Below are 23,633 nucleotides of genomic sequence, written 5' to 3'. Positions count from 1 at the left end.
AGCAGCCACCAGTGCCGCAATATTAGCACTGATCAAAAATACAGGCATAATGATCATAATCTCTACCTCCTACTATTATATATCCACTAAAACAGCAAAATTCCCAAAAAAATGTATTTTTTTTTTGAATATTTTAAAGTAGTTAGGTTCATCCTGCCTATTTATAACTCTATCGTGATCTTATCCGTTTGTCCTCTTTTCCCTTCCATCAAAATCTTGCCATCTTTATATACGAAACTACCTCCCAAAGACTCAGGATTTCGAGTATATGAATTTACTAAAAGCACATAAGGTTTTAACTCTTTGACACGATTTAGATACTCTTCTTTTTCTTTTATCCATTGTTCTTTAGAAAAATTAACATAAATTGGCCATAAAATTACATCAGCATCAATCTTACTCATTTCATCCAGAAGTCCATCATCCCATAAATCACCACATAAAGCGCTCACAAAACGTTTCCCTTCAAACTCAAAAACATCGAAAGAATCTCCTTCACTGTAGTGTTCATCACATAATTCCTTTACTTTCCAGCCAATCGAACGTCTTCGATAATTAGATAAAATATTACCATTTTTACCAATAACCAGATATGAAGAATAGATATGTTCCTTAAATCTTTCAAAATAACCAAAGGCGCAGCCTACCTGATAACGATTTGCAATGCTCCGAATACAACGTATTTCATAAGATGAAAGAAAGATTGCATCATCTTGATCCTTATCATAGTTCCATCCCAATGAATCAAATCCCTGAATAAAGCTCTCACCAAACATGATCATATCTACATTTTCATGACTTGCTTTTTCCAGAGCATTGATAATGACACCAATATTCTTTCTTACATCATTATTAACAAATTCATAAGACAAAAGTGAAATTCTCATAATAACGCTTCCTTTTTTTACCATAAATTATTATAAAATTTAAATTTATGATTGACAAGTCTTTCATTTTGAATTAATATAATAAAGCACCTAGAAATCTAGGTTAAATATACATGGAGGTTTAGCTCAGTTGGGAGAGCATCTGCCTTACAAGCAGAGGGTCAGCGGTTCGAGCCCGTTAACCTCCACCATTGTTTGCCGACTTAGCTCAACTGGTAGAGCAACTGACTTGTAATCAGTAGGTTGGGGGTTCAAGTCCTCTAGTCGGCACCATATTTTTTTTGCGGGTGTAGTTCAATGGTAGAACTTCAGCCTTCCAAGCTGACTACGTGGGTTCGATTCCCATCACCCGCTCCATTCCAGAAAGAAAAGCTAATTCGTCCCGTGAATTAGCTTTATTTTTATATCTTCTCCGAACTTTTTGAAACTGTTCGATAGTCTGTGTCAGTTGTTTTTGCAAAGAGTATTTTGCTCTTTGATAACTGAATACGGGCTGTGGAACTTCCCAAGAGCAAATAGCGAGAATACCGTACGCCGTGACTTATTATTTTAAAAAAATAATAGCGATCAATATGTGTACGCGATGACAGGCTATTGGATATAATGGTACTTGACGTTAACTGAGTCGCCCGACCAAGCGGGCTGGTGAAATTCCAATGATGCACGATATGCTATCCATAGTCTAAGGTGATGACAACACTATAAACACAAATTTAAAAAAACTTGATAGTAGATTAAAGCTGCCTATCCTTATATTTATATATGGGTTATTTATAGGCAGCTTTTGTGTATCTATCAATAGAAAGTAAAGTGGGGTGGTTGTCGCAATGTTGCAAACAGGAATAATTACATACTGGGATATGAAAAAAAATCTTGGTATCGTTCTCGATTCTAAAAGTACAAAAGAAGAAAAAATAAATTATTTCTTTAATCGCCAATCATTCAAAAGCGGGGCCATCAGCCAAATTGAAGAAGGTGCCGCTGTAGCATTTGATAGTATAAAAAGAGAAAGAGGATCTCTTATTATCAAAGATGCAACACTGATCAGTCACGAGGGCAGTGTTGCCTACTATGATCCATGCACATTTAAAGGATGGATTATCCCAAAAAATGATCCAAGAGTTACACTGCGGTTTTCAGCCAAAAGAATTGATGATAAATTAAAAGGATACTTTCTAAAAGGAATGCGAGTATTCTATCAATTCGATATTCAAAATCAAAGAATCTATGCAGTCAACGTCAGTTTTTCCCTTGATGACCTGAAACAACGAAATTTTAAAATTGAACAAATGTAGCAATGACAACCAGTTATGGTTGTTTTTTTATTGGAAGGAGGTGCGTTATGCTGGATGAAAAAATAAAGACCGGCACAGACGAGAGCGGTGTTGTCGTCATGTGGAATTCAAAAAAAGGATATGGTTTCATTCGACCTGATGCTGGTGAACTGGAGGACATTTTTGTTCATTACACAGATATCTGTGAAACCGAAACAAAAAACCTGTTTATAGGACAAAAAGTCTATTTCAGACGTGAATCTTCAGATAAAGGTTCAAAAGCGGTACATGTGAAATATGAAAAATACAAATACAGAAGATATGACGAGTAAGTGGTTATCGATGCCACAAAGGAGGTAAAAAGGTCATGAAAAAGATTATGGTTTACAGTATCAAAGGCGGAACAGGAAAAACAACTCAAGCGAAAACGCTCAGCAAAGGTTTCGCCATGCGTGGAAAAAGAGTTCTTGAGATCGATCTCGATCCGCAAGGCAATAGCACAAAATCATTCACCCAGGTTCCGAACGACATCAAAAGGCTAACCGAAGCAATCAGTGAACTGAATAGTGCCTATTCAAAAGAAAAAGAATTACTTTTTATCAAGCAGTATTCAAAACAGCAGACCGGCGTCTGCCTGAGCGACGTCTTTGATGATCCAAAAAAGATTATTGAAGCTATACGTTCTACAAGATTCAATCATCTTGATGTACTGCCAAGCAATCTGGAACTTTCACAGACAGATACAAAGCTTCGTCTTGAAACAATGAAGCGACAGGAAAACCGACTACGAAAAGCATTAAACCATGTACGAGATTGCTACGACCTGGTCGTAATGGACTGCAGTCCGGCCAAATCGTTATTGACTGTCAATGCACTTATGACTGAACCGCTGGTTCTGATTCCAGTCGATTTTAGTGATGATTCACTCCAGGGAATTGCATTGACTCTTCAGGAAATCAACGCACTTAGAGAAGAATATGATGAAATCGCTGATATTGACTATCGAATTCTTCTAACTATGAAAAACAGCAGAATGAGATCTCATCAAAATACTGAATCTCTTGTACGTGCCTTTTTTGGAGAAAAAGTGCTGAATACAACGATCCGGTTTCAGGAAAGTCCGATCAACGAAGCCAATGAAAAAGGATTGACAGTATTGGACATCAAAAAAAGCAATATTGCTGAAGACTATGAAATGCTTCTCAGCGAACTGGAGGAAATATTATGAGTACAGAAAACAAAGATGTAGTTGTGGATATGCTGAACCGTTCTTCCAAGAGAAGAAAGAAAATGATGCTTTCGGTAGATGAACTGGTACCTTCTCCGGAAAACAGAAACTATCCAATGATGGATCTGGACGAGCTGGCAGCTTCTTTAAGAATGAACGGACAGGAGCAGCCACTGATTGTAACACCGCGGGAAGACGGCCGCTACGATATCCTTTCCGGCGAAAGACGATACAGAGCTGCTTTAATCAATATCGAACTAGGATATGATCAGTTTGAGGAACTTGAGTGTATCATCAACGATAACGAGCTGTCGCCTCTGGAAAGAAGGGTCAAAGTTCGCATTGCCAATGTCCACCGTGAAAACATTCCAATAAAAAACAAACTTCTAATCACCAGGGAATGTCTGAATGATTATGAAGAAGCCAAAGCAGCAGGCATGATTCCTTCAGGCACTCTCAAGCGTGACTGGATATCTCAGCAGACGGGATTCAGTCCCCGCAGTGTCCAGGATTATATGAATATTCTAGCTAGTGCAAACAAAGAAAAAATCAAAGAAAAAAAGAAAGAAGAACCAGATCCGTTTCTGACAGCTGTACAGGAAAACATTATGACTAAGCTACAAACCAAAGTAACTGTAAAACCAAAAAAGCTGACAATTTCCTATACAGACACAGAAGATCTGAACAGAATACTGGAACTTCTTAATCTTATCGAAGAATAGAAGGGCTTCTGCTGCCCTTCTATATTCATATTATTATAAGGAGAGCGATATAAGTGAAAAACAATAATAAATCCGCAGTAAGAAGGGGCTGTACAAAGCCGGAGGCAGGCATTAAATTTGCACAAATATTAAAACGGCGCGGTATTACTGCAGAACAGTGGGCAGAACGGCTAGGAGAGCCTATTGTATATATTAAACTTTTCCTGGCAGGAAAAAAATGTGTCCAGTTCAAGACACTGGTCCGTTTCTGCGATGATCTTAACATTCAGATCATGGAATTCAACAATGATATCATCTATGAAAGGATGGCAGAACAGGATATGAATCTGTGATTCTTTTCGGTTTTATCTAATTTGAAATTCGTATATATGAGCAAGGCGGTGCCGAAGATGCGTATTTAAAGGAAGCGAGGGTATATGAGTGAAGAACGTAATGACTTATGATGTCGATTCATTGATCGGGAGCTTTATAGATAAAGAAAATAAAGATATATATAAATTCAGAAAAAGCGTTTTAGGAGCTTACAACCAAAACAAAGTGGATCTTATAGAGGATGAAAGCAGAAATGAAAGCAATGTCTTTATCGAATTCAATCGGCTGCATAAGGATGAATGGATGGACATCATAAATGAAGAAAGAATTTATATGATTGAACATCTTCCCGAACTGAATGGAAGAAAAATGATGAAAAATGAATTCTTCACCCTATATAATGACTTCATGGAAAAGAATACCTATAATTTCAGCACAGAAAAGCGAAAGATGGTATATGCAATCAGTATCCGTGTCCTGTATCCGAACTGTATCCGTGAAGAAAAAACAGAATCAAGTTTTATTGCCTCTCTGATAGAGGAATTCGCATATACAACAGCAGATCTTCCCTACCTTGTATATAATGAGCATCGAGGAAAAGCAAAATATGCAGTGATCCTTCTTATAGAAAGAGAATTTGAGAAAAAAGAAGAATGGCAGAAATATAAAAAAGATCTCGTCATCGATATAAGAACAGGATGCTGGGCAAGCAGAAACTGCCCCAATGACTATAAAAAAGTAATTGCCAAAAAAGGCGATTATAAAAAAGACAAGGATGGCAACAGGATCCCAGTAATGGCCAGCTTTTCCAGATGCCAGCGTATCTTCAGATGGGCAGACGGAACAAAGGCAGGAAGAGATACATTTAATGAATTTATCATGATCCTGAAGAGAAAAGTCATCAATGCCTGCATTCGGGTTTCAAGAAAGAAACCATTTAAAGGAAAAGTGCTTCCAAAGCGCATCTGCAAGAAAGAATATAATAACTTTGCGAAAAGAAGACTGACAATGATGAACTTTGCCAAGAGTACAATTCAGAAAACTACAAATGTGATCTTATCTTATGAATATGGATACTGTCAGCATCTGGAACCCTATAATCCAGCGAAAAATACAGTATTCATAAAAACAAAGGCATATAAAGAGGTTGAAAGTGTATTTGAAAAATACCGCACACGATTCAATAAAAAGGAATTTCATGACAATAACGATGAAGTGCGTAAAATAGACCCATTCCATCAGCGTGTTGATCAGTTTGAACACAATATATATCTTCTTCTGCAGATGTTTTTCACTGAAATAAACCAAATTGAGCTTTCTCAATAAAATATTCAGTTAGCCTGGTCATTTCCCAGGTTTTATTTTTAAGCTAATCGCCATGAAAAAGAAGTATGAAATATCGCAACCAAGTCAGTCATCAAGCGTTGCCCTACGGCGTCTCGCACTAAAGTGCTTGCCGCTTGACTTCCCTTCTTGGCTGCTATTCGAAGAAAGTGTAAGGTACATGATCCTTACGGAGTTCGTGGTTACCATGCCACAAAGGAGGAAATTTTAATGATTAATATTGTAATTGATTTTAAGTATCTGATAGCTTTTATCGCCATTTTTGCACTGATTAAAGTCATTCTAAATGATACCAGCTGGACCAATCTAATGAAGGAAAACAGATATGACAAAGCACAGATTTAAAGAGAAATGTGATATTTGTGGTTCCTGGAGCCACGAATACGAGTCTTATAAAGGAAAGATGATCGTCTGTTGCCGATGCATGGAAGAACATCATGGAAAATTTGAATTAGATGAACCACAGCAGCTAAATATTTATGAAATGGAGGAGTTGAAAGATGAAACTTAACTTTCTAGATGAAGGGCATGAAGAAAGATATATCAAAATTTGTGAGAAAAACGCTAAATGCTTGAATGATCGAGAATATATGACAGCAGCCTATATGCTTTCTATTAGTCAATCAGTATTTGATAAAGCTATTAGTTATTTCTCTGATAAAGGGATTTATTTTGATGATCTCTATATGAATCAGGACTTAACACCCGCTATCTGCTTCTACATTCAAGTAACAGACTCCCTATTCAGATGGAAGGAAATTCAGCTAAATTTGTCGGATATAAATCGTTTAGATTATCCACATCTGTTTGGGGTATTCAACGGAATAAAAATTTATACGGATTATGATCATAGAAAAAAAGGTTATGAAGACTTCCAGAAAATGATAGAAACAATTCAATAACATTAATAAGAAACAATGGGCATTGGCTGTCGGTTCCTTTCCGAATCTCATTTGCCGGCAGCCATGTAAGTCCCAAATTATATAAGGGACGCTAGTAAAGACTAGATCCCTTTCCTAGAAATCTGTGAGTATTGCTTGTTTGACAATTTTCAATCATTCCATTTTCGCCTAATTCTCAGTCAAGTAAATCTCACACTGTCAGGAGATGTTAGTGCTTAAAAGTATTGGCATCTCCATCCTCAATTAATTTGCAGCTGGCATTGGCTGTCGGTTCCTTTCCATAAAATTCATTGCCGACAGTCATGTAAGTCCAGTATTCATTATTGGAACGTAGGTTATTTAGGTAACCTGCTGTTTCTACCCTAAAAATCATAGGGATGACAGTTTTCATTGCAATGAAATTCTAGCATCCTTTGTTAAATATAAAACGGAGGAAAATTACATGAACAGCTATGATAACTTACCCAAAAGAGAAAGAAGAGAATTAGAAGAGCAGGAAGCATTCAATGTTACTTCAAAAAAATATAAAAAACTCAATATTAGAACCAGTCTAAAAAAAATATTACTTGTATTCCTGAAATTTTGGATAAATTTTCTGTTTTTTATGATTATATTTTGCTATCCCTTTGCCCTTCTGTACCTTATATCTTATCTTTTTAGTATTCTCGAAATATTTTTCTACCTCTCTTTTATCTGAATATACTCTCTCAAATGAAATCTGTAAACAAGTGATTGAAATTGCAGCCGAACACAGTATTAAAGAGAAAAAAATTAATGATGTGTTCGAATCTACACCAGAGCCAATACTACTATGAAAAAACTGAAAAAATATATCTTTAAAAAATAATATAAATGCTATGACAACACTATTCATCAATTTTAAAATAACATAAAAATTAGAGATGATGCTTTCATACTTTATCTTACTTCTTTTAAACAAATCTAAAAGAAATAATTTAATTATTTTTAAAACCTGACATTCAAAAAGATAAAAAAGATATAGCAAAAAAATAAAAAGAGCTACTGTAGATCCAACAAGCTTGGCATCTGACTGAAATGTTATTAGATGCTCGTTTAACAACGTCAATCTCCATATAGGCAATGCTATGCAAAGATAGATTCCTGGTATAGCTAATGAAACAATAAAAAAGGAAAAGCAAATAAATGAATCTCGAATATTATCAAATAACTTTTTATACATAAATCCTCCTATATACAACGATGTATATATTATACCAAATAGTAAAAATGAAAGGAATTATTTAAATGAATATTAAAAGAAATCTTAAATTATTAAGAAATAGAGCGAATTTATCCCAGCGAGAAATTGAAAAATATACAGGCATCAGCTATTTGACGATATTTAGAATTGAAACCGGAAAAACTTCTGAACAGAAGATCACGATCGATACCATTTCCAAACTGGCCTCCTTCTTTCAAGTTACTATTGATGATTTTATCTACAAAGATCTATCGCAGTTTGAAAATGTGTCACCGGGTGACACGGAAAGAAATCATTTATGATAAAAAAGTTTTGGATTAAATTCACTTTAAAAAGTAAATAAAGAAAGGAAGATAATCCTCTATGACGAAAGCAGAGTTATTTGTATATATGTTAATGCCGGGACTGATTTGTTTTATAATCGCTCTTTTATATTTACTATATAGAAAATATGAAAGCAAATTTTTCCACAATTTCATTAAATATATATGTTTTATCAATCTAATTTATCTATTACTTGCGGCTGCTTTACTACGTTGTTTCTTTAATGAATATACAAGCTTAGGTTTAAACACTGCATTTAAAGGTATTTTATTTATAATTATAATAATGTCATCGTTACTCTTCACAATTTTAATTTTACCGTAACAGATGAAATATAGCTAATCACTTAAATATTTCAAAAAATCAGATGTCAATTTATCTTTGAGATAAATACCTTCAAGTGATTGAATAGTATATTTAGTTTCATTGGCCATTGACTCAAGATCTACTATTAAATACTCGTTATCAGGCATTTCTGCAATAACTATATATTCAACCTGATTTACTGTAAATGATGGATATGCTTTTTTTAAGGACGGAACCATTTTTCCATAAAAAACAGCAGCATAATCAAAAATTGATAAGATTACAAGAAGGAATACAGAAAGAATTATGTGCTTTACACTTTTACTAGATAAAATTGATAAAAAATCATTTGATGTCTTACTATTTTTAGAAGTATCGTTATTCCGACTTTTCTTCTGAAAAATAAGATCTGCAACAATATAAATTGTTGATACAACAGAAATCATGAATGAAAAAAAAGCTGTCCCTGCCATATAAACTATTCCCCAAATAAATAGTGAAGAAATTTTTATGTTTGTTGAATAAGATAAATAAATAAGCGTAGGAATAAAGATCAATAGAAAATCAAGAATAAAAAACTTGCATACTAGTTTTTTTGATATTTTTTCCTCTTTATTTTGAACTGACAATCCTAACGCCTTAGATAATCTCATTGGTGTAAAAAATGTAATCAAAGATAATGCTGTTCCAAATATAAAAAATAACACATATAAATTTGACATAGGTGAACTTATTGTAATTGAAGAGTCAATACCAAAACGCATTAAATACCCATCATATACTCTTCTCAAAAAAAAGTTGATGAAAACTACATAAATAGCTGTACCTAAAAATGAAAGAAATGCAGTAAAAAGTGATCCCCATTCTTCATTTAATTTTTTGATAAATTTAAATATCCCCCTTAAAGTATCCATAAATCCTCCATGTATTATTACGATAATACATTATATTACAAAGAAAGGAGAATTCAAATATGCATATAAGTCAAAATTTACTTTATTATAGAAAAATATATCAACTAAGCTTACGAGAATTAGCCTCAAAAATAGATGTTGATTTCATGACTATTTATAATATTGAAACCAGCAAAACTTCTGAACAGAAGATCACGATCGATACCATTTCCAAACTGGCCTCCTTCTTTCAAGTTACTATTGATGATTTTATCTACAAAGATCTATCGCAGTTTGAAAATGTGGCACTCGGTGACAAAGAAAGGAAAAGTTATGAATAAGGTAATTATTTTAAACACTATAACGACCAGATTTAATTTGCAGTTGGATAAAAACTCTTGGTCTATTGATATAAAAGGGACTATCTTGATGCTAATATTAGTTTTATTAGCAGTAACAATTGTTCTAATATTTCAAAGAATCTGTAAAAAGCGCAAAATTTTATCATCTCTTGATGTATTTATAGTGTCTTTTATATTATTTTGGATTATTTTAGGTATATTATCTACTTTTATTGTTAATTATTTATAGCAAATATGATAAGAATCACCGAGTCACAGAAAGGAAAATAAAATGATCAAGAAAAAAATTACTCATAAAAGATTTACGATTTATGAAATAGATGCTTTAAGTCAGCGAATGCTGCAAAGGGTTGGGCTCTTTGGCGATAAATGTGACTTCTGCAATAAAGAATTGCCGGAGGGTGTCATTTATATTCCTATCCTACATTATGGATGCTGTACAGAATGTTTCAAAGAATGGCACGAAGAAGCATCCTACTGCGATAGAGAACGTGAATATGAACAGGAAAAAATTGCTTGTCTTGAAGCTTGGCTAAATTATTTATACATTGATTTTGAAACCATCTAGGAGGTGAATTATGACTTCAGAAAAACAAGGTATCTATTCTCTTTTTGAATTAAAAAAAGAGCTAAAGGAATATTCCAAAGAACTGAACAAAAAAATAAAAGATTCTAACTGTCCTACTGCTGCAAAAAAAACATATATTGAAATCAATACCTCTTTGAGTACACTTATTTATAAAATAGAGGATCTTATCAGCAAGGAAATCAATATAGAATCAATAGAATATATTCCTTCTGAAATAAAGACAAGTATTGCAAATAGGCTTGAAGTGGAATATGATCTCGAAACACTGAATGGATCCAGACAGGCTCTTAAACATTTAAATGCTTACATTGATAGAATCGAAAAAGAATGCCTCGTCATAAAACTGAACGAAAATGATATTTCTAAACTAAATAAAGTCGCCGCTTCAAGAAAAATGACAGGAAAAGAGCTAGTGCATGAATTTATTAAAGATCTTATTGATGACAAAATACCACAGGAAAAGAAAACAATTATGAATGAATGGCTTTTATCGGAATCGGGAAAGATACCCGATTTTTCTTTATCCAAATTCAGAGATGAGCTTTCTGAAAGAATTCAATATAGAAAGAATCGTCTGTCCAGCATTTATGACTCAGATGACTGGTTTAATCATTATGAAATCGAAAGAAACGTGGAAAAAAACTTAGAAATCAAAAAGCCACTATTTAGCTATGACCTGGCATCTGAGGAAGTGACAGCTGTCATTGATGATGAGTTGAACAAACAACGCTTAAATTATGGAAAGGAGAAAGAAAATGAGATTCATAGACATATTCTTTAAAAATTTATGGAAGAATTTCAAATCGATGATGTTCGTTTCACTTATAGCGGTGGCTGCTATTCTTTTAGCTTCTATTGGCGGAGCTGTTTTAGCAGCAGGCTCGAATATGGATAAGCTCATAGTCATTATACTGATTATCATTATTGCAGCTGTCATTATATTTTTGATTTATAGAAATCGAAGGAGGAATAGAGATGCTGGATGAAAATGAAATGAATGAATTAAGGATAATATTAAATGATCATAATGAATTATTCGAAAAAATACAGGCTGATCAGCAGCAATTAGACTATCTGATCACAAAAGAGAAAATAAGAAAAAGCAATATAAAAAAAGGAATTGCATCTGCAAAAGCTGCTGGTATTTCATTTGGCAGGCCTTTTATCAAGATCAATAAAAAAACCTTAGATTCAGTAATCGATTTATATAACAAAAAGAAAGTTACATCGCGTGAGGCTGCGCATATGATGGGTGTTTCCCAATCAAAATTTTTAAGGCTATATAAAGAATACGGGGAGGAGAAATCAAATGCTAACAAATGAGGAAATGATTCATCTGGAAAAAATACTTTCAGATAATAAGGATCTATTTGAAAAAATACAAAAAGATCAAAAAGATTTAGAAAGTTATATACTGCAAAAACAAAAATATAAGAAAAATCAGATGGAAGGAATAAAAAAAGCGAAAGAAATGGGAATGCATTGGGGAAGGCCTCGAGTAAAAGTAAATAAAAATGAGTTCAATTCTGCCGCAGAACTTTATAAAATGCGACAAATATCCTCACGAGAGGCAGCAAAATCATTAAATATTTCACAGACTGCATTTTTGAAACTTATAAAAAATGAAAAGGAGATGAGATAATGATACAGTATTATCTTCTCTATCCCTTCCGGCGTTGACCGTACCAATTAGAAGGTTGCTGATCAATTCAGCATAATTCCTGAAATCATCTGTTCACACATCAGTAAAAAGTGTTTCTTTGAATTTTCATTTAAAAGCCGAAATGGCTAAGGAGGACAAGAAAAATGAAAAAATTACTTTCTTTATTAACTGTAGCTTCTATGATGGCATTCGCAGTAGTTGGTGTTAATGCTGAGGATACTGAAATTACAAATGACGGTGGCGCTCAGGCTACTGTAACAAAGACAAATGAAAGCAGCTACAGCGTACTGATCCCTAAAGCTATTGACCTTGGAACAGCTACTGAAAAAGAATTCACCGTTCAGGCAAAAGGTAACATTGCTCCAAATCAGACATTGAGTGTTACTGTAGGTGAAACGATTGCCATGACTCGTGCAAATGATGCTGGATACAGCGGAAGTGCAACTGCTGAACTGGCAGATGCTACATGGACAGGAAATGCACTTACATCTGAATATACTTCAAAGAACGGTACAGTTACTTTTGAAGAAACTAAAGCCGGCTCATACACAGGTACAGCTGAATTTACTGTTAGTTTACAGTAATATCAAATGAGGAAAAGCTTATGAAAAAGCTTTTTTTAACTTTCGCTTTAGTATTGGCGGCAGCACTGATAGATCCTGTCAGTGCTTCTGCCGAAACTGCCGAAGTGACTGCTATTCGTTACGGAGATGAAAACAATCAGGAAAGTCCAAACACCGCTGATTTATCAAACATATCTAACTACATGATAATGCTTGTAACATCAGGATCTTTGCTGGTTGTTACAGCAAGAAGGAGGAAACGGCATGAAACTGATTAAAAGTATGCTGGCTCTGGCAGCAGCTTTAAGTATCAGCTATCTGCCAGCTTCCGTTTCTGCTAATGACAATATATCTGTTCAGAACACAAGCAATCTTTCCATATTAATTCCTAAAAATATTGATATGGGAAATGCAGACAGTGCTTCATTCTCTGTGCAGGCAAAGGGCAAACTGAATGATATCGATATCGTGACAGTTTCTGCTGATAAAGAGGTTGCGATGAAGCGTGCGGGCGATGAATACTATCTCAATACGGCAACGGTTGATTTTTCTGCTCAATGGCGTGGAAGTGATCTGAATCCTGATACATATATAGAAAAAACAGGTACGATCACATTTAGTGAGAAAAAAGTAGGAACTTACACTGGTAAGCTCAATTTCACTGTCACTCATAAAGAAACTTTCAACATATCTTATGATTCTGTTGGAGGCGTAATGCCTGTAGAATATCCGACTTATTATTTTTCTGATGAAGGATTAGATTCCCTACCAGTTCCGACTAAGGATAATTCTAAATTCCTAGGCTGGGGCGAAACCATTGAATATACATTGGGCGATTACTGGGAAATCGGTGAAGGCGGCTCTTTGCTCGTTAGTGATAAATATGCAGGTGCAAATAGCGGCCCTCAGCCAAAGGCACCTGAAATAGCAGGAGTGAAGCCACTATATCGTGGAATCACCTTCTCGGTCGAAAGCGAAGCAATGCTAAGTTTCTCGTTTGACTATGAAAGAAATATTTCAGAGGTCACTTCGACTGAAGGCGGTGGAAAATTCTATCTATATAAAGACGAGACTCTGATAGATGAATTTACTCCTTCAGGCACAGGCGAACTTATCAAAGGCACAATGGATTATTCAAGAAATCTGGAAGCTGGAAATTATCAAATTATTTTTGAAGGCTATGTAGAATTAATCGGAATGAAGCAAGGTGTTACAGAAACAGTAAGAGATTTCAATGTTGTTTCTCAACCGGTATTAAATTCTATTCCTAAAGGAACTAGCGGGAATCTGAATCTAACAGCTGTTTGGGAATCGGCTGTTACCTATTCGATCAGCTATGATCCGGCAGGCGGAACAATGCCGGATGAATATCAGACATATTATTATTCTGAAGAAGGCTTGGATCCTCTTCCAGTGCCGACTAAGGCCGGCTATACATTCACAGGCTGGAGTGAAATTACTCCTTACGAAGTAGATCCTTCAAGCGAATGGACAGAAAACAATGGCGTTTTTACACATGATGGTGAAAAACAGTTGGTAATCAATTTTGAAATATTCAATCCTGCAGCTTTATCGTTTGATTTTGTAAATCAGTCGAGGATGCCGGTTTGGGAATATCCGTACTACAGCATTTATAAAGACGGTTCGCTCGTGACCGGACAATCTCTGATGAGTACGGGTTATGTTTACAACATATCCCACGAACTCGAATCTGGAAGCTATCAGCTCATCATATCCTCCGGATCTCCTAGCGAATGTGAAGTCAGCAATATCAAAATTGCCGGAGAAGCCATTACTTCCATTCCTGTCGGATCTACAGGCGATCTGAACCTGACAGCACAGTGGGAGCCTGCTGAAACCTATTCAATCACTTACGATACGGCCGGAGGCACTCTGCCTGCTGAATACCCTACGGAATATACAAGCGACCGGAGAGTTATTCTTCCGGATGCCCTGAAGGAAGGATACCGATTTATCGGATGGCATGATGCGGACAGCGGTGAAACAATTCAGTCCATCGAAGCCGGAACGTCAGGAAACAGGCATCTGACGGCTGTCTGGGAAAAGATAGAGCTTTCGACAGTTCTTGAAACAGGAGCCAGATTCAGCGAAAACATTCCTGAAGGTGTGACAAACATCCTATTTACCGATGAAATAGCTCCTGAAGGAATTGAAGCAGTAGATGTATCTGCAGCCCAGGACAAAGGCATTGTCGCATGGCTGGATAGCACTACGTGGAAAGTATCAACTCAGCGAAAAGGCATTCATATTATTGCTAATGAAAACAGCAGCCGGCTATTTGAAAATGCTGCTTCTTTAACTTCTATTGATGGTCTTGAAAATATCGATTTCAGTTCAGTTGTATATGCAGAGTACATGTTTAACGGATGTGCTAGTTTGATATCAATACCATTAGAGGAAATGGATTTGTCTAATGTTCAGTATGCTTCCTACATGTTCAAAGACTGTCAGTCACTGGATGGTATTATGACTCTGAATCTTCCAAAAGTAGGAAATTCCGAAACAGGCTGGCATATTATTGGTATGTTTGAAGGTGCTTCAATCAATGAAGGATCTATTCTGCTAGTTACTGGAGACGACGATTCATTTACTTCCGCTGCGGTCAGCACACGTACTGAACCTGAAAGCAAAAACTATGGAGTCTATCTGAAAATAAAAGATTCATACTTTACTGTTGAACCTGAAAGCCTCGAAGGTGTACTGGAAAATGATTCTCCTGCAAAGATCACCGTCACTTTCAGCTTAAAATATGGAAGTCTGCTGTACTGCTATGATCCGAATGATATTCATATCGGCATACAGGTGGAGTCCACAGACTCGGAAGTCATACTAATAGATGGAGCCGATTTCTGGATGATACAGGAAGGTGTTGCCGCTATTGTCGGTACGGTAACTGATGCGGATGGTACGGAATATGTCCGTTCATGTGAAATCACTGTAACGAAAGGTTAAGATTTCAATCAAAAGGCGGAGTCAGCTCTGCCTTTTGATTATTTTATTAGAAGAAAGGAAAAATATGAGCAAGAAAAAGAAAAGAGGACTGGTTCTATTGGTGCTTCTTCTGCTGGCTGGAATAGGAACCGGTTTTTATATATTATGGAACCGCCAGGAAACACGTACAGTTGTGGTCGGTGGCGAAGAGATTGTCATAAACGAACCATTATACATGGATGACGGCGAAACGGAAGCCATTGAGGTACCTGGGTTTGATTCAAGCTATGCGATCAATAAAGCTAACCCAACAATCTATCTGATTAATCCTGAAAACAATACTGTTTTATTTCAGTTTACTTTATTCGTAAATGGTACTCAGATCTATCAATCGGATTACATTCCACCAAACAAAATGGTTACGCCGGATCTGTATTCATCCTTAGATGAAGGAAAATACAATCTTACTATTCAGATGGACACACTGGATATAGAAACACTGGAACCTTGCAACAGTGTTTCACAGGAAACGATTATTCAGGTCGTAAAATAAAAAGTTTTGCGGCCTGCTGAAGATACATCCGATCCTGTGTCTTCAGCAAGTCGTAAATAAGAAAATTAACTACATGGCAATTTGCCATGCAGAATTATCTATAGTCTTGAAAATATCGGGCATTGACTCAAAATTGACATTCTTTCGGGATATGGTATAATTTAGGTGTCGTAGAGTGGCAATGGTACATCAGGATAGTATTATTCATGACTAATACCTCCGTGAATATTATAGCATATTATAAATTCAACAAAAGGTTTTATATTTTCTTTCAAAGTTATTGAATTCGTAAAATTTTATGCTTTATAATTTAATTGTAAGATACGGATTGATGAAACATGAGCATAAATGAAATTATACAGTATGTGGATGGTGAGTTAAAGCTCGATAAACTGAGTGAATTAAAAGCAAACTAATAGATAAAACGTTTAGGAGAGTGAAACAAATGGAATATAAACAAAAGCTACTAGATTGGATATCTTATACTAAAAGAAAAGATAAGCAAATGGTAATTATGATTGAGAAAAAAGAAAAGTATCTTGCTATGAGCGATGATGAATTTTTGTTTGAATATACTAGAATTGGTGCAAGGTATGAGCATAAGAAATTTGTATTATCAGTCATTATAGTCACTACTTTAATTACGATTATCATGGATATATGGGGAAGACTATATGATTTCATTTTTAGACTGTTAATGCTTGGAAATGTAAAAAATGTAGAAGAAGATATGATTAAGGTGGCAGAAATATTGGTAGTGGCTATTATGTTCATTATCTTGATTGTTGGAGTATTGATTATTCATGATTTGATTAAAAATATGTATCTTTTAACAAAAGAAAAAATATTTATTGAAGAAATAAAAGAACTACGAAAGGTATAAAGCAAAATGAATGTATATAAGGATAGAATAAAAAAGTTTGTAGAAATTTTTGGGTTGGAAATTTTGTATACTGTTATCAATACAATATTCCTTCTATTTTTACACCAATTGAACAAAGAATTATTTAGTAAATATTCGAATCAAGAATATTTAGAAATGTTAATGTATCAAAATTATAAACCTGTAGTATTCTTTATAATTACTGTTCTATCAATAATATGGGGAATAATTATTGTCAAATCTCGTTTCAAAAAGTTTAAATATAAAGATTTTGAACCAATTGAAATCTTATATGCAATGCTATCGTTTGCTTTTACAGCTGTAATTATTTGCTTGCTTATTATTGCGATAAACAATCCAATCCTGCAGGCAATTGCATTTGTTATAGGCAGTGCTGTAGCTCTTGCTTATGCATATGAATGATTTATGTAAAATAAGCATATATCGACAATTCGTAATACAAAGATACCAGGTGGCAGGTTTAAAAGAAAAACAAATTCTATACACAACGGAGGAAATACTTATGACATTATTATTGAATGTTCCATTTGCTGAAAAAGATGAAGCAAAAAAATTAAAATTATTCAAAATAAAACTACAATATGATTTGGTATTTGATTTCATAAATATTGGATGGAGTTCCAATGACTATTTAATCGAAAAATATGCAGAAATAATACCCTGCGATATAGAAATACTGCCGGAAAATTTATTATTCAAAAGATAGAAGGAGGTCTTGAATATGAAAAAGTTAATGAAAAGTTTATTATCTATGGCACTGATGTTTTCAGTAGTCGCCTGTTCATCAGCTGATAATCTTCAGCTAGAGACAACTGAGATTACTGTTGAATACGGTGAAGCTTTATCTTTAGAGCCAAAAGAATATCTGGCTGAAGATACGTCTGAAGATGTCTTAAAAGATACTAAAGTGGAAGTGTTTGTTGTCGAAGATGATCAGAAAGCTGAAAAAGCACTCGAAACTGATGGATCAGACCTTGAAGTTGGCAATTACATTCTATCGCTTTCATACAATGATGAGGTAGAGGAAGTGAATGTTACTGTTGAAGATACAACTGCACCAGAATTTGTAGATTTTAATGATACGATATCTATCGAACAGGGTATTGCTGATGTTGCTTTAGAGAATCTATTCAAAGCAGAAGATGCTTCTAGTGCAGAAATTACTGTTGAAGGTAATGTTGATTTCAATACTGCTGGTACATATCCTGTAAAAGTGACTGCAAAGGACGAGTATGAAAATACCACAGAAAAGGATTGCAGCATCGTAATCACTGAAAAAGAAGTAGACGTAGAAACACCAAATACTTCTGGAGGATCTTCAGGAGGTTCTAGTAGTTCTAATTCTTCATCCAGCAGTAGCAATAGCTCAAATACTGGTTCAAGTAACAATACTGGAAATACAGGCGGATCATCGAATACTGGTAGTTCAGGATCAAGTTCAAGTGGAAGCAGCAACACCGGCTCATCTGGTTCAGGAGGATCAACAATTACTCAACCAAGCCAGCCGGAAGTTACTGAGTGCCAGCACGAATACAGTAATGTAGGAAGTACAGGAATTTTAACAGACGAATATCCGGGAGACTTAGCTGAAGCAATTTATAGTTCTGTTCCTGGCGACGAGTTATTTGAAAAATACATTAGACCAATATTAGAAAAAAATGGTGGTAATTATGCTGTGGATGTTTACCCTGTTAGATGCGAAAAATGTAAACAATCTCTGAAATATACAATTAATGTTTATTAAAATAAGAAGCGCTTTATTGTAAAGCGTTTCTTTTTGAATAGAGGTGAAGTCAATGATTTTATATTATATGCTATTTCTCTTTCGGCATTGACCGTGTAGAAATGAAAGGTTGCGGAATACAGAATCTGATCAATTTATGACCGTAGTAATTCCTAATTAGTAAAAAGAACAAGACCAATTATTTGAAGAAAGAAATCTAAGCTTTCTTCTTTTTTTATTGAATGATAGAAATAGAGTATAAAATACTCGGAAAGGAATACAGATATGGATGATAGACAGAAACGTTCTTCATTATTTCGAAAAATGAAGAATGGATTAAAATCATTGATGATGGCTTCCTTAGCTTTCGGTATGGCTCTATCCAACATGGCTGTACCAGCAAAGGCAGCTAGTCCAAACGTGACAGAGACCTATACATCTAACTGGAAAGCCAACCATTTACATTTGCCGAATGGTTCAAATGGAGATGGAACCTACTTTTGGATAGACGGTGAATTAGGCTGGTGTATTGAACCCGGAAAGAGTGCTCACATAGGAGCTAATGAATCTGTCACATTTGAATCATTAGGTTATAATGACACTATTAGAAAGACAATTACTTATATTGCTTATTTTGGCTATCATTTACAACCTAGTGAAGATAATTATTTTTTGACACAGAATCTGATCTGGGCGACTTTGCGTCCAGATCTAGCAAATAGAAACTATTACTTTAATTCGACTTATCCGACAGTTGCTAGTCAGCAGGCTTGGCGTAATGATGTCATGGCAAAAGTCAATGCAATGGAAACAACCCCTGAATTTAATGTGTCTACCATTACTCTTGATGTAGGAGAATCTATAACATTAACGGATTCTAATAATGTATTATCAAATTTTATAGTTAATGGTAAAAGTGAAGGCTTAAATGTTTCTATCAATGGGAATCAACTAACTATTACTGCTACTGCTAGTGCAAATGAAGAGTCATATATAAACCTTAAGAGAAATATTAGAATTCTTCAGGAAGGCGTTCCATTTGCAGCTAAAGTAACTGCTAGTGATTCACAGGCTGTAAGTTCATTAAATACACTGAAATCAGGAGACCCTGCTGAAAAATATATTAATATAACTGTTAATAAATTTGGAAATTTGAATATTGCAAAGAAAGATGACAAAGGCAATTTTGTACCAAATACATCTTTCAGAATCAGCTATAACGCTGATATGAGTGATCCAATTGGTACTTATACAACTGGAAATGACGGTACAGTTACGATCAATGAATTGTTGCCGCAAACAGTCTATGTGCAGGAAGTAAGCGTTCCAGAGCATTTGATCCTTGACAACACGATTCGTTCAATTACTATTGTGCCAAACGAGACAGTTTATTTCAGTGCAACAAACGACTGGAAACAAGGGAAAATTCAAGTTGTGAAGAAGGATGATGAAACTGGAAAAGTCGTAAAAAAAGCTGGTACTCAATTCGATATTTTGAATACCAGCAATCAGGTAGTTGCAACGATTACGACAAATAGCGAGGGTGTAGCAATTTCAGATTTTCTTGACTACGGTACATATACCGTAAGAGAAAAGACTGCTCCTGATGGATACACAGTCAATGTATCTGAAAGCAATCCAATTGCTGTAGTCGTTAACAATCAGACTTATACAGTAGACATCAGCAATACAAGAGTCAAAGGAAGTATCACACTTCAGAAAGAATTTGATGATACAGAATCAGGCATGACCGGCGATGCTGTTTTGAATGGCGTTACCTATGAGCTTCACGCTCATGAGAATATCTTAAATCCTGCGGATGGATCTGTTCTCTACAGTGCGGGATCACTGATTCCAAATACTTCAAAACAGACAGATGCTGATGGCAAGATCATATGGACTGATCTATATCTAGGATCTTACGACGTCCATGAAGTGACAAGTAATGGTACGGTCGTTGTGAATACTGTGGACGTACAAGCTGATGTTGAGTATGCAGATCAGAATACTCCAAATGTAAGTGTTTCTGTCACACATAAGGACAAGCCGAATGAACAGGCTTATAGCTTGATCAAAATTGGTTCTAATGGATCAACGGGCGAAGTACCAACACTTGAAGGTGCTGAATTTACCGCAAAACTGAAATCAGATGTGGATCGCTTAGGCTGGGATGCTGCACCAACCTATGATGTTTCAATGACTGATTCCAAAGGATATCTGGAATCTCAAAAGTTGCCTTATGGAGTTTACATAGTAAGAGAAACAAAGAAACCCGATGAACATGAAGCAGTGGAAGATTTCATCATTACGATCACCGAAGACAGCGATGAACCTCAGCCTTGGATCATCATGAATGATGCGCCATTTGAAGGTATGCTGAAACTTGTGAAGAAAGATGCTGAAACCGGCAAGACTGTTTTACTGCCAAATACGACTTTCAAAATTAAAAATCTTGATACGAATGAATATTTGACTCAGTTTGTCTGGTTCCCTATTCCCCACACCGTAGACACATGGTCAACGACAGATCAGGGCATCGTTTATTTAAATGATGTTATCATGTACGGTAACTATCAGCTGGAAGAGATTACGGCTCCAAATGGCTATGTATTGAACACTGAACCAGTAAAATTTACCGTTTCTGAGGATGGTGTATATGAGGTCGGTGAAGATGGTCAAACACCTGTGATCACGGTTGAAATGGAAGACATTTCTGTTAAAGGACAGATCACAGTGTACAAAGAGGGCGAAGTCTTCACAGGCATTCATCAGAACGATGACGGAAGCTATTCCTTCATCTATGAAGAAATGCCACAGTCTGATACTCAGTTTAACATCATTGCGGATGCCGATATTATGGATCCATCAAACGATGGAACAGTCCTTTATGAAAAGGATGAAATCGTAGAAACAATTACGACTGGAACTAACGGCTATGCAACGTCCGGCACGCTTCCTTTAGGTGAGTATCGCATTGAAGAAACTAAGGTACAAAACGGTATGATCTTAAATACTGAAATTCAGAAAGTAAAGCTGGAATACAAAGATCAGACAGTTGAAGTCGTTTCAGAAGAAATCAGTTTTAAAAATGACCGTCAGAAAGTAAATATAGAACTCACGAAGAAAGATGATGAGGGTAATTTATTGTCCGGTGCTGTCTATGGCTTATACACTAAAACGGATCTGGTTCTTGATGGCAATGTTTTATTGCCGGCAGATACATTAATTGAAGAAGCTGTTACAGATGAGAATGGCAGGCTTACATTCAAAGCAGATCTTCCAATCTCTTTAGATGATGAAGTTCACTTCTATGTCAAGGAAATCAAACAGCCTTCAGGGTATGTATTATCTGATGCTGTTTTTGATGTCGATACGAAGTTCAAGGAACAGACCATTACGACAGTCAATAACTCTTTTAACGATCTCAATGAAATCACTAAAGTGGAAGTATCCAAAAAGGATATTACTAACAGCGAGGAAATCGAAGACGCTCATCTGACTGTCTTCCCGAAAGACGATCCGGGAGCAGTATTTGATACATGGATCTCCGGACAGGATGGCAAAAATGAAGACGGAAGCATTAAGCCGCATCTGATCAAAGGTCTGGAAGTCGGTGTTACCTATGTTCTTCGTGAAACCAGCTCTCCTTACGGATATGCGATCGCACAGGATGTTGAATTTACTGTACTTCCTACCGGTGAGGTTCAGACAGTAGAAATGTTCGATGATCTTGTCGTTGGAAGACTTGTATGGAACAAGATCGGCGAGATCTTCACGCACACGGATACATGGCAGACAGAATTCGGCACTGTTCAGTCCCCGGTATTAGAAGAAACCAACATTTTAGGTGCTGAAATCACGATCTATGCAGCTGAAGATATCACGATCGGTAATCATACTTATTACAGGAAGGGTGAAGCCATTCAGACTTTAGAAAGCGACTGGGATGCAGTAGAAAGCAGGAATCTTCTGGTAGGATCTTACTATTATGTTGAAACCAAGACACCAATCGGATATATTCCGGATACAGAAAGACACTATTTTGAAATCGAGGCCAGCCAGTCTACAGAAGTACAGCTGATCGAATCAACACTGGTCAATGATCTTCCTTCCTATGAGCTGGACTTTACCAAGACATTTGAAGAAGGCTATCTTGAATATCCGGATGCCTATAAGGATGTTGTGTTTGGCATTTTCACAAGAGACGATACTTATGATTACATGGGCAATGTCGCAATTGAACCGGATACCTTAGTGGCTACCGTAGGCATTGATGAAGAAGGACATCTTGTCAATGTACCTAGACTTCCAGTTGGTAACTATTATCTTCGTGAACTTTCTACGAACAGTGCCTACATTCTTGACGAAAATGAATATGACTTCAGCATCGATCAGTCGCATGAAGATAATGTTCTGATCACGATCAACGATGGTGAAGCTATCATGAACGAACTGAAATGGGCTTATGTTCATGTAAACAAGATCGATTCTCAGACCGGTGAAGCTATTCTGAGCAAAGATTTCGCATTCACATTATACAGTGATGCGGAATGCACAGAAGAAATTCTAACTGTTGCAGGAAACACGAAGGACGGATACGCAGAATTTGACCTGACTTATGGTACTTGGTACATCAAAGAAACATCCGCTCCACAGGGTTACCGATTATCAGATGAAGTCGTAAAAGTTGAATACAACGATGCCGGCCTATTCGTCAATGGCGAGCTTGTAGAAGCCGGAGAAGAGGGCTACTATTCTATCGCTTATTTAAATACGATTCTTCCTGATGATTCTGTAAAAACAGATGACAGCACACCATTGCAAAGCTATTTAATAGCTATGTTATGTAGTTTGTTTGCATTTATTTTTATTTTGTTAAAGCACAGAAAAACTAGTGAGGTTAGATAACT

At 35.8% G+C, this 23,633-nt stretch carries 28 protein-coding genes and 3 tRNA genes; 28 read left to right on the top strand and 3 right to left on the bottom strand.

The genetic code is table 11. The annotated features are described in order from the left end of the window. Positions 1-161 precede the first annotated feature (161 nt). Positions 162-887, bottom strand: a complete 726-nt coding sequence (locus tag BQ5367_RS06800) for a carbon-nitrogen hydrolase family protein (RefSeq protein ID WP_071441767.1) — start codon at positions 885-887, stop codon at positions 162-164. A gap of 115 nt (positions 888-1,002) precedes the next feature. Between BQ5367_RS06800 and BQ5367_RS06795 the strand changes: the two genes are divergently transcribed. The 12 genes from BQ5367_RS06795 to BQ5367_RS06745 all read left to right on the top strand — a co-directional run bounded on the left by BQ5367_RS06795 (position 1,003) and on the right by BQ5367_RS06745 (position 6,669). Further along, a tRNA-Val gene (locus BQ5367_RS06795) sits at positions 1,003-1,078 on the top strand. A gap of 6 nt (positions 1,079-1,084) precedes the next feature. Then, a tRNA-Thr gene (locus BQ5367_RS06790) sits at positions 1,085-1,160 on the top strand. 10 nt (positions 1,161-1,170) lie between these two features. Next, positions 1,171-1,244, top strand: a tRNA-Gly gene (locus BQ5367_RS06785). A 470-nt stretch (positions 1,245-1,714) separates the two neighbouring features. Further along, positions 1,715-2,182: a hypothetical protein gene (locus BQ5367_RS06780; protein ID WP_071441766.1), complete on the top strand. Its 468-nt coding sequence runs from the start codon at positions 1,715-1,717 to the stop codon at positions 2,180-2,182. A gap of 47 nt (positions 2,183-2,229) precedes the next feature. After that, positions 2,230-2,493, top strand: coding sequence for a cold-shock protein (locus BQ5367_RS06775; protein ID WP_071441765.1), 264 nt, complete (start codon positions 2,230-2,232; stop codon positions 2,491-2,493). Between the two features lie 35 nt (positions 2,494-2,528). Beyond that, positions 2,529-3,389, top strand: coding sequence for a ParA family protein (locus tag BQ5367_RS06770; protein WP_071441764.1), 861 nt, complete (start codon positions 2,529-2,531; stop codon positions 3,387-3,389). Beyond that, positions 3,386-4,111 (top strand): ParB/RepB/Spo0J family partition protein, encoded by a 726-nt coding sequence (locus BQ5367_RS06765; protein ID WP_071441763.1) that lies wholly within the window; start codon positions 3,386-3,388, stop codon positions 4,109-4,111. The genes BQ5367_RS06770 and BQ5367_RS06765 overlap by 4 nt, the downstream gene beginning before the upstream one ends. Before the next feature lie 53 nt (positions 4,112-4,164). Next, a complete protein-coding gene (locus BQ5367_RS06760; protein WP_071441762.1) occupies positions 4,165-4,443 on the top strand; it encodes a helix-turn-helix domain-containing protein in 279 nt (92 codons plus the stop codon). Positions 4,444-4,531: 88 nt separating this feature from the next. After that, positions 4,532-5,749: a hypothetical protein gene (locus BQ5367_RS06755; protein WP_143052361.1), complete on the top strand. Its 1,218-nt coding sequence runs from the start codon at positions 4,532-4,534 to the stop codon at positions 5,747-5,749. A 228-nt stretch (positions 5,750-5,977) separates the two neighbouring features. After that, positions 5,978-6,112: a hypothetical protein gene (locus BQ5367_RS13920; RefSeq protein WP_268874439.1), complete on the top strand. Its 135-nt coding sequence runs from the start codon at positions 5,978-5,980 to the stop codon at positions 6,110-6,112. Next, positions 6,093-6,278, top strand: a complete 186-nt coding sequence (locus BQ5367_RS06750) for a hypothetical protein (protein ID WP_071441760.1) — start codon at positions 6,093-6,095, stop codon at positions 6,276-6,278. Before BQ5367_RS13920 ends, BQ5367_RS06750 begins: the two co-directional genes overlap by 20 nt. Further along, positions 6,268-6,669, top strand: a complete 402-nt coding sequence (locus tag BQ5367_RS06745) for a hypothetical protein (RefSeq protein WP_071441759.1) — start codon at positions 6,268-6,270, stop codon at positions 6,667-6,669. The genes BQ5367_RS06750 and BQ5367_RS06745 overlap by 11 nt, the downstream gene beginning before the upstream one ends. 562 nt (positions 6,670-7,231) lie before the next feature. On the opposite strand, the gene BQ5367_RS06735 is transcribed toward BQ5367_RS06745, so the two are convergent. After that, positions 7,232-7,870 (bottom strand): hypothetical protein, encoded by a 639-nt coding sequence (locus tag BQ5367_RS06735; RefSeq protein WP_071441757.1) that lies wholly within the window; start codon positions 7,868-7,870, stop codon positions 7,232-7,234. Between the two features lie 65 nt (positions 7,871-7,935). Here BQ5367_RS06735 and BQ5367_RS06730 point away from each other — a divergent pair, with 65 nt between their 5' ends. After that, positions 7,936-8,193: a helix-turn-helix domain-containing protein gene (locus tag BQ5367_RS06730; protein WP_071441756.1), complete on the top strand. Its 258-nt coding sequence runs from the start codon at positions 7,936-7,938 to the stop codon at positions 8,191-8,193. 360 nt (positions 8,194-8,553) lie between these two features. Here BQ5367_RS06730 and BQ5367_RS06725 read toward each other — a convergent pair whose 3' ends face one another. Beyond that, entirely contained in the window at positions 8,554-9,435 is an 882-nt protein-coding gene (locus BQ5367_RS06725) for a hypothetical protein (protein ID WP_071441755.1), read from the bottom strand. Positions 9,436-9,494: 59 nt separating this feature from the next. Here BQ5367_RS06725 and BQ5367_RS06720 point away from each other — a divergent pair, with 59 nt between their 5' ends. The 15 genes from BQ5367_RS06720 (at position 9,495) to BQ5367_RS06645 (ending at position 23,631) form a co-directional block, all read left to right on the top strand. Continuing rightward, the gene (locus BQ5367_RS06720; RefSeq protein ID WP_071441754.1) at positions 9,495-9,755 is read left to right on the top strand and encodes a helix-turn-helix domain-containing protein; all 261 of its coding nucleotides are present in this window, start codon (positions 9,495-9,497) and stop codon (positions 9,753-9,755) included. Between the two features lie 292 nt (positions 9,756-10,047). After that, positions 10,048-10,344 (top strand): hypothetical protein, encoded by a 297-nt coding sequence (locus BQ5367_RS06710; RefSeq protein ID WP_071441752.1) that lies wholly within the window; start codon positions 10,048-10,050, stop codon positions 10,342-10,344. A gap of 10 nt (positions 10,345-10,354) precedes the next feature. Then, positions 10,355-11,146, top strand: a complete 792-nt coding sequence (locus BQ5367_RS06705; protein WP_071441751.1) for a hypothetical protein — start codon at positions 10,355-10,357, stop codon at positions 11,144-11,146. After that, positions 11,121-11,351 (top strand): hypothetical protein, encoded by a 231-nt coding sequence (locus BQ5367_RS06700; protein WP_071441750.1) that lies wholly within the window; start codon positions 11,121-11,123, stop codon positions 11,349-11,351. The genes BQ5367_RS06705 and BQ5367_RS06700 overlap by 26 nt, the downstream gene beginning before the upstream one ends. Then, on the top strand, positions 11,341-11,688 hold the full coding sequence (locus BQ5367_RS06695) for a hypothetical protein (RefSeq protein WP_071441749.1): 348 nt from the start codon (positions 11,341-11,343) through the stop codon (positions 11,686-11,688). The genes BQ5367_RS06700 and BQ5367_RS06695 overlap by 11 nt, the downstream gene beginning before the upstream one ends. A 4-nt stretch (positions 11,689-11,692) precedes the next feature. Beyond that, positions 11,693-12,007, top strand: a complete 315-nt coding sequence (locus BQ5367_RS06690) for a hypothetical protein (protein WP_143052360.1) — start codon at positions 11,693-11,695, stop codon at positions 12,005-12,007. A 164-nt stretch (positions 12,008-12,171) separates the two neighbouring features. Next, positions 12,172-12,612 (top strand): hypothetical protein, encoded by a 441-nt coding sequence (locus BQ5367_RS06685; protein ID WP_071441747.1) that lies wholly within the window; start codon positions 12,172-12,174, stop codon positions 12,610-12,612. 20 nt (positions 12,613-12,632) lie between these two features. Continuing rightward, positions 12,633-12,869 (top strand): hypothetical protein, encoded by a 237-nt coding sequence (locus tag BQ5367_RS06680; protein WP_071441746.1) that lies wholly within the window; start codon positions 12,633-12,635, stop codon positions 12,867-12,869. Further along, complete coding sequence (locus BQ5367_RS06675; RefSeq protein WP_071441745.1) at positions 12,856-15,564, top strand: InlB B-repeat-containing protein; 2,709 nt, start codon at positions 12,856-12,858, stop codon at positions 15,562-15,564. Before BQ5367_RS06680 ends, BQ5367_RS06675 begins: the two co-directional genes overlap by 14 nt. A 64-nt stretch (positions 15,565-15,628) precedes the next feature. Further along, complete coding sequence (locus BQ5367_RS06670; protein WP_071441744.1) at positions 15,629-16,096, top strand: hypothetical protein; 468 nt, start codon at positions 15,629-15,631, stop codon at positions 16,094-16,096. 445 nt (positions 16,097-16,541) lie between these two features. Then, the gene (locus BQ5367_RS06665) at positions 16,542-16,979 is read left to right on the top strand and encodes a hypothetical protein (protein ID WP_071441743.1); all 438 of its coding nucleotides are present in this window, start codon (positions 16,542-16,544) and stop codon (positions 16,977-16,979) included. A gap of 6 nt (positions 16,980-16,985) precedes the next feature. Continuing rightward, positions 16,986-17,402 (top strand): hypothetical protein, encoded by a 417-nt coding sequence (locus BQ5367_RS06660; RefSeq protein ID WP_071441742.1) that lies wholly within the window; start codon positions 16,986-16,988, stop codon positions 17,400-17,402. Between the two features lie 100 nt (positions 17,403-17,502). Then, on the top strand, positions 17,503-17,706 hold the full coding sequence (locus tag BQ5367_RS06655; protein WP_071441741.1) for a hypothetical protein: 204 nt from the start codon (positions 17,503-17,505) through the stop codon (positions 17,704-17,706). A gap of 15 nt (positions 17,707-17,721) precedes the next feature. Then, complete coding sequence (locus tag BQ5367_RS06650; protein ID WP_071441740.1) at positions 17,722-18,744, top strand: DUF5011/hyalin repeat domain-containing protein; 1,023 nt, start codon at positions 17,722-17,724, stop codon at positions 18,742-18,744. Positions 18,745-19,008: 264 nt separating this feature from the next. After that, the gene (locus tag BQ5367_RS06645) at positions 19,009-23,631 is read left to right on the top strand and encodes an MSCRAMM family protein (protein WP_071441739.1); all 4,623 of its coding nucleotides are present in this window, start codon (positions 19,009-19,011) and stop codon (positions 23,629-23,631) included. The last annotated feature ends 2 nt before the right edge of the window (positions 23,632-23,633 follow it).

Source organism: Traorella massiliensis (assembly GCF_900104665.1).
GTDB classification, from domain to species: Bacteria; Bacillota_I; Bacilli_A; order Erysipelotrichales; family Erysipelotrichaceae; genus Traorella; species Traorella massiliensis.
The sequence above is the reverse complement of the archived record's forward strand: the minus strand, read 5'-3'. Positions and strand labels throughout refer to the sequence as shown.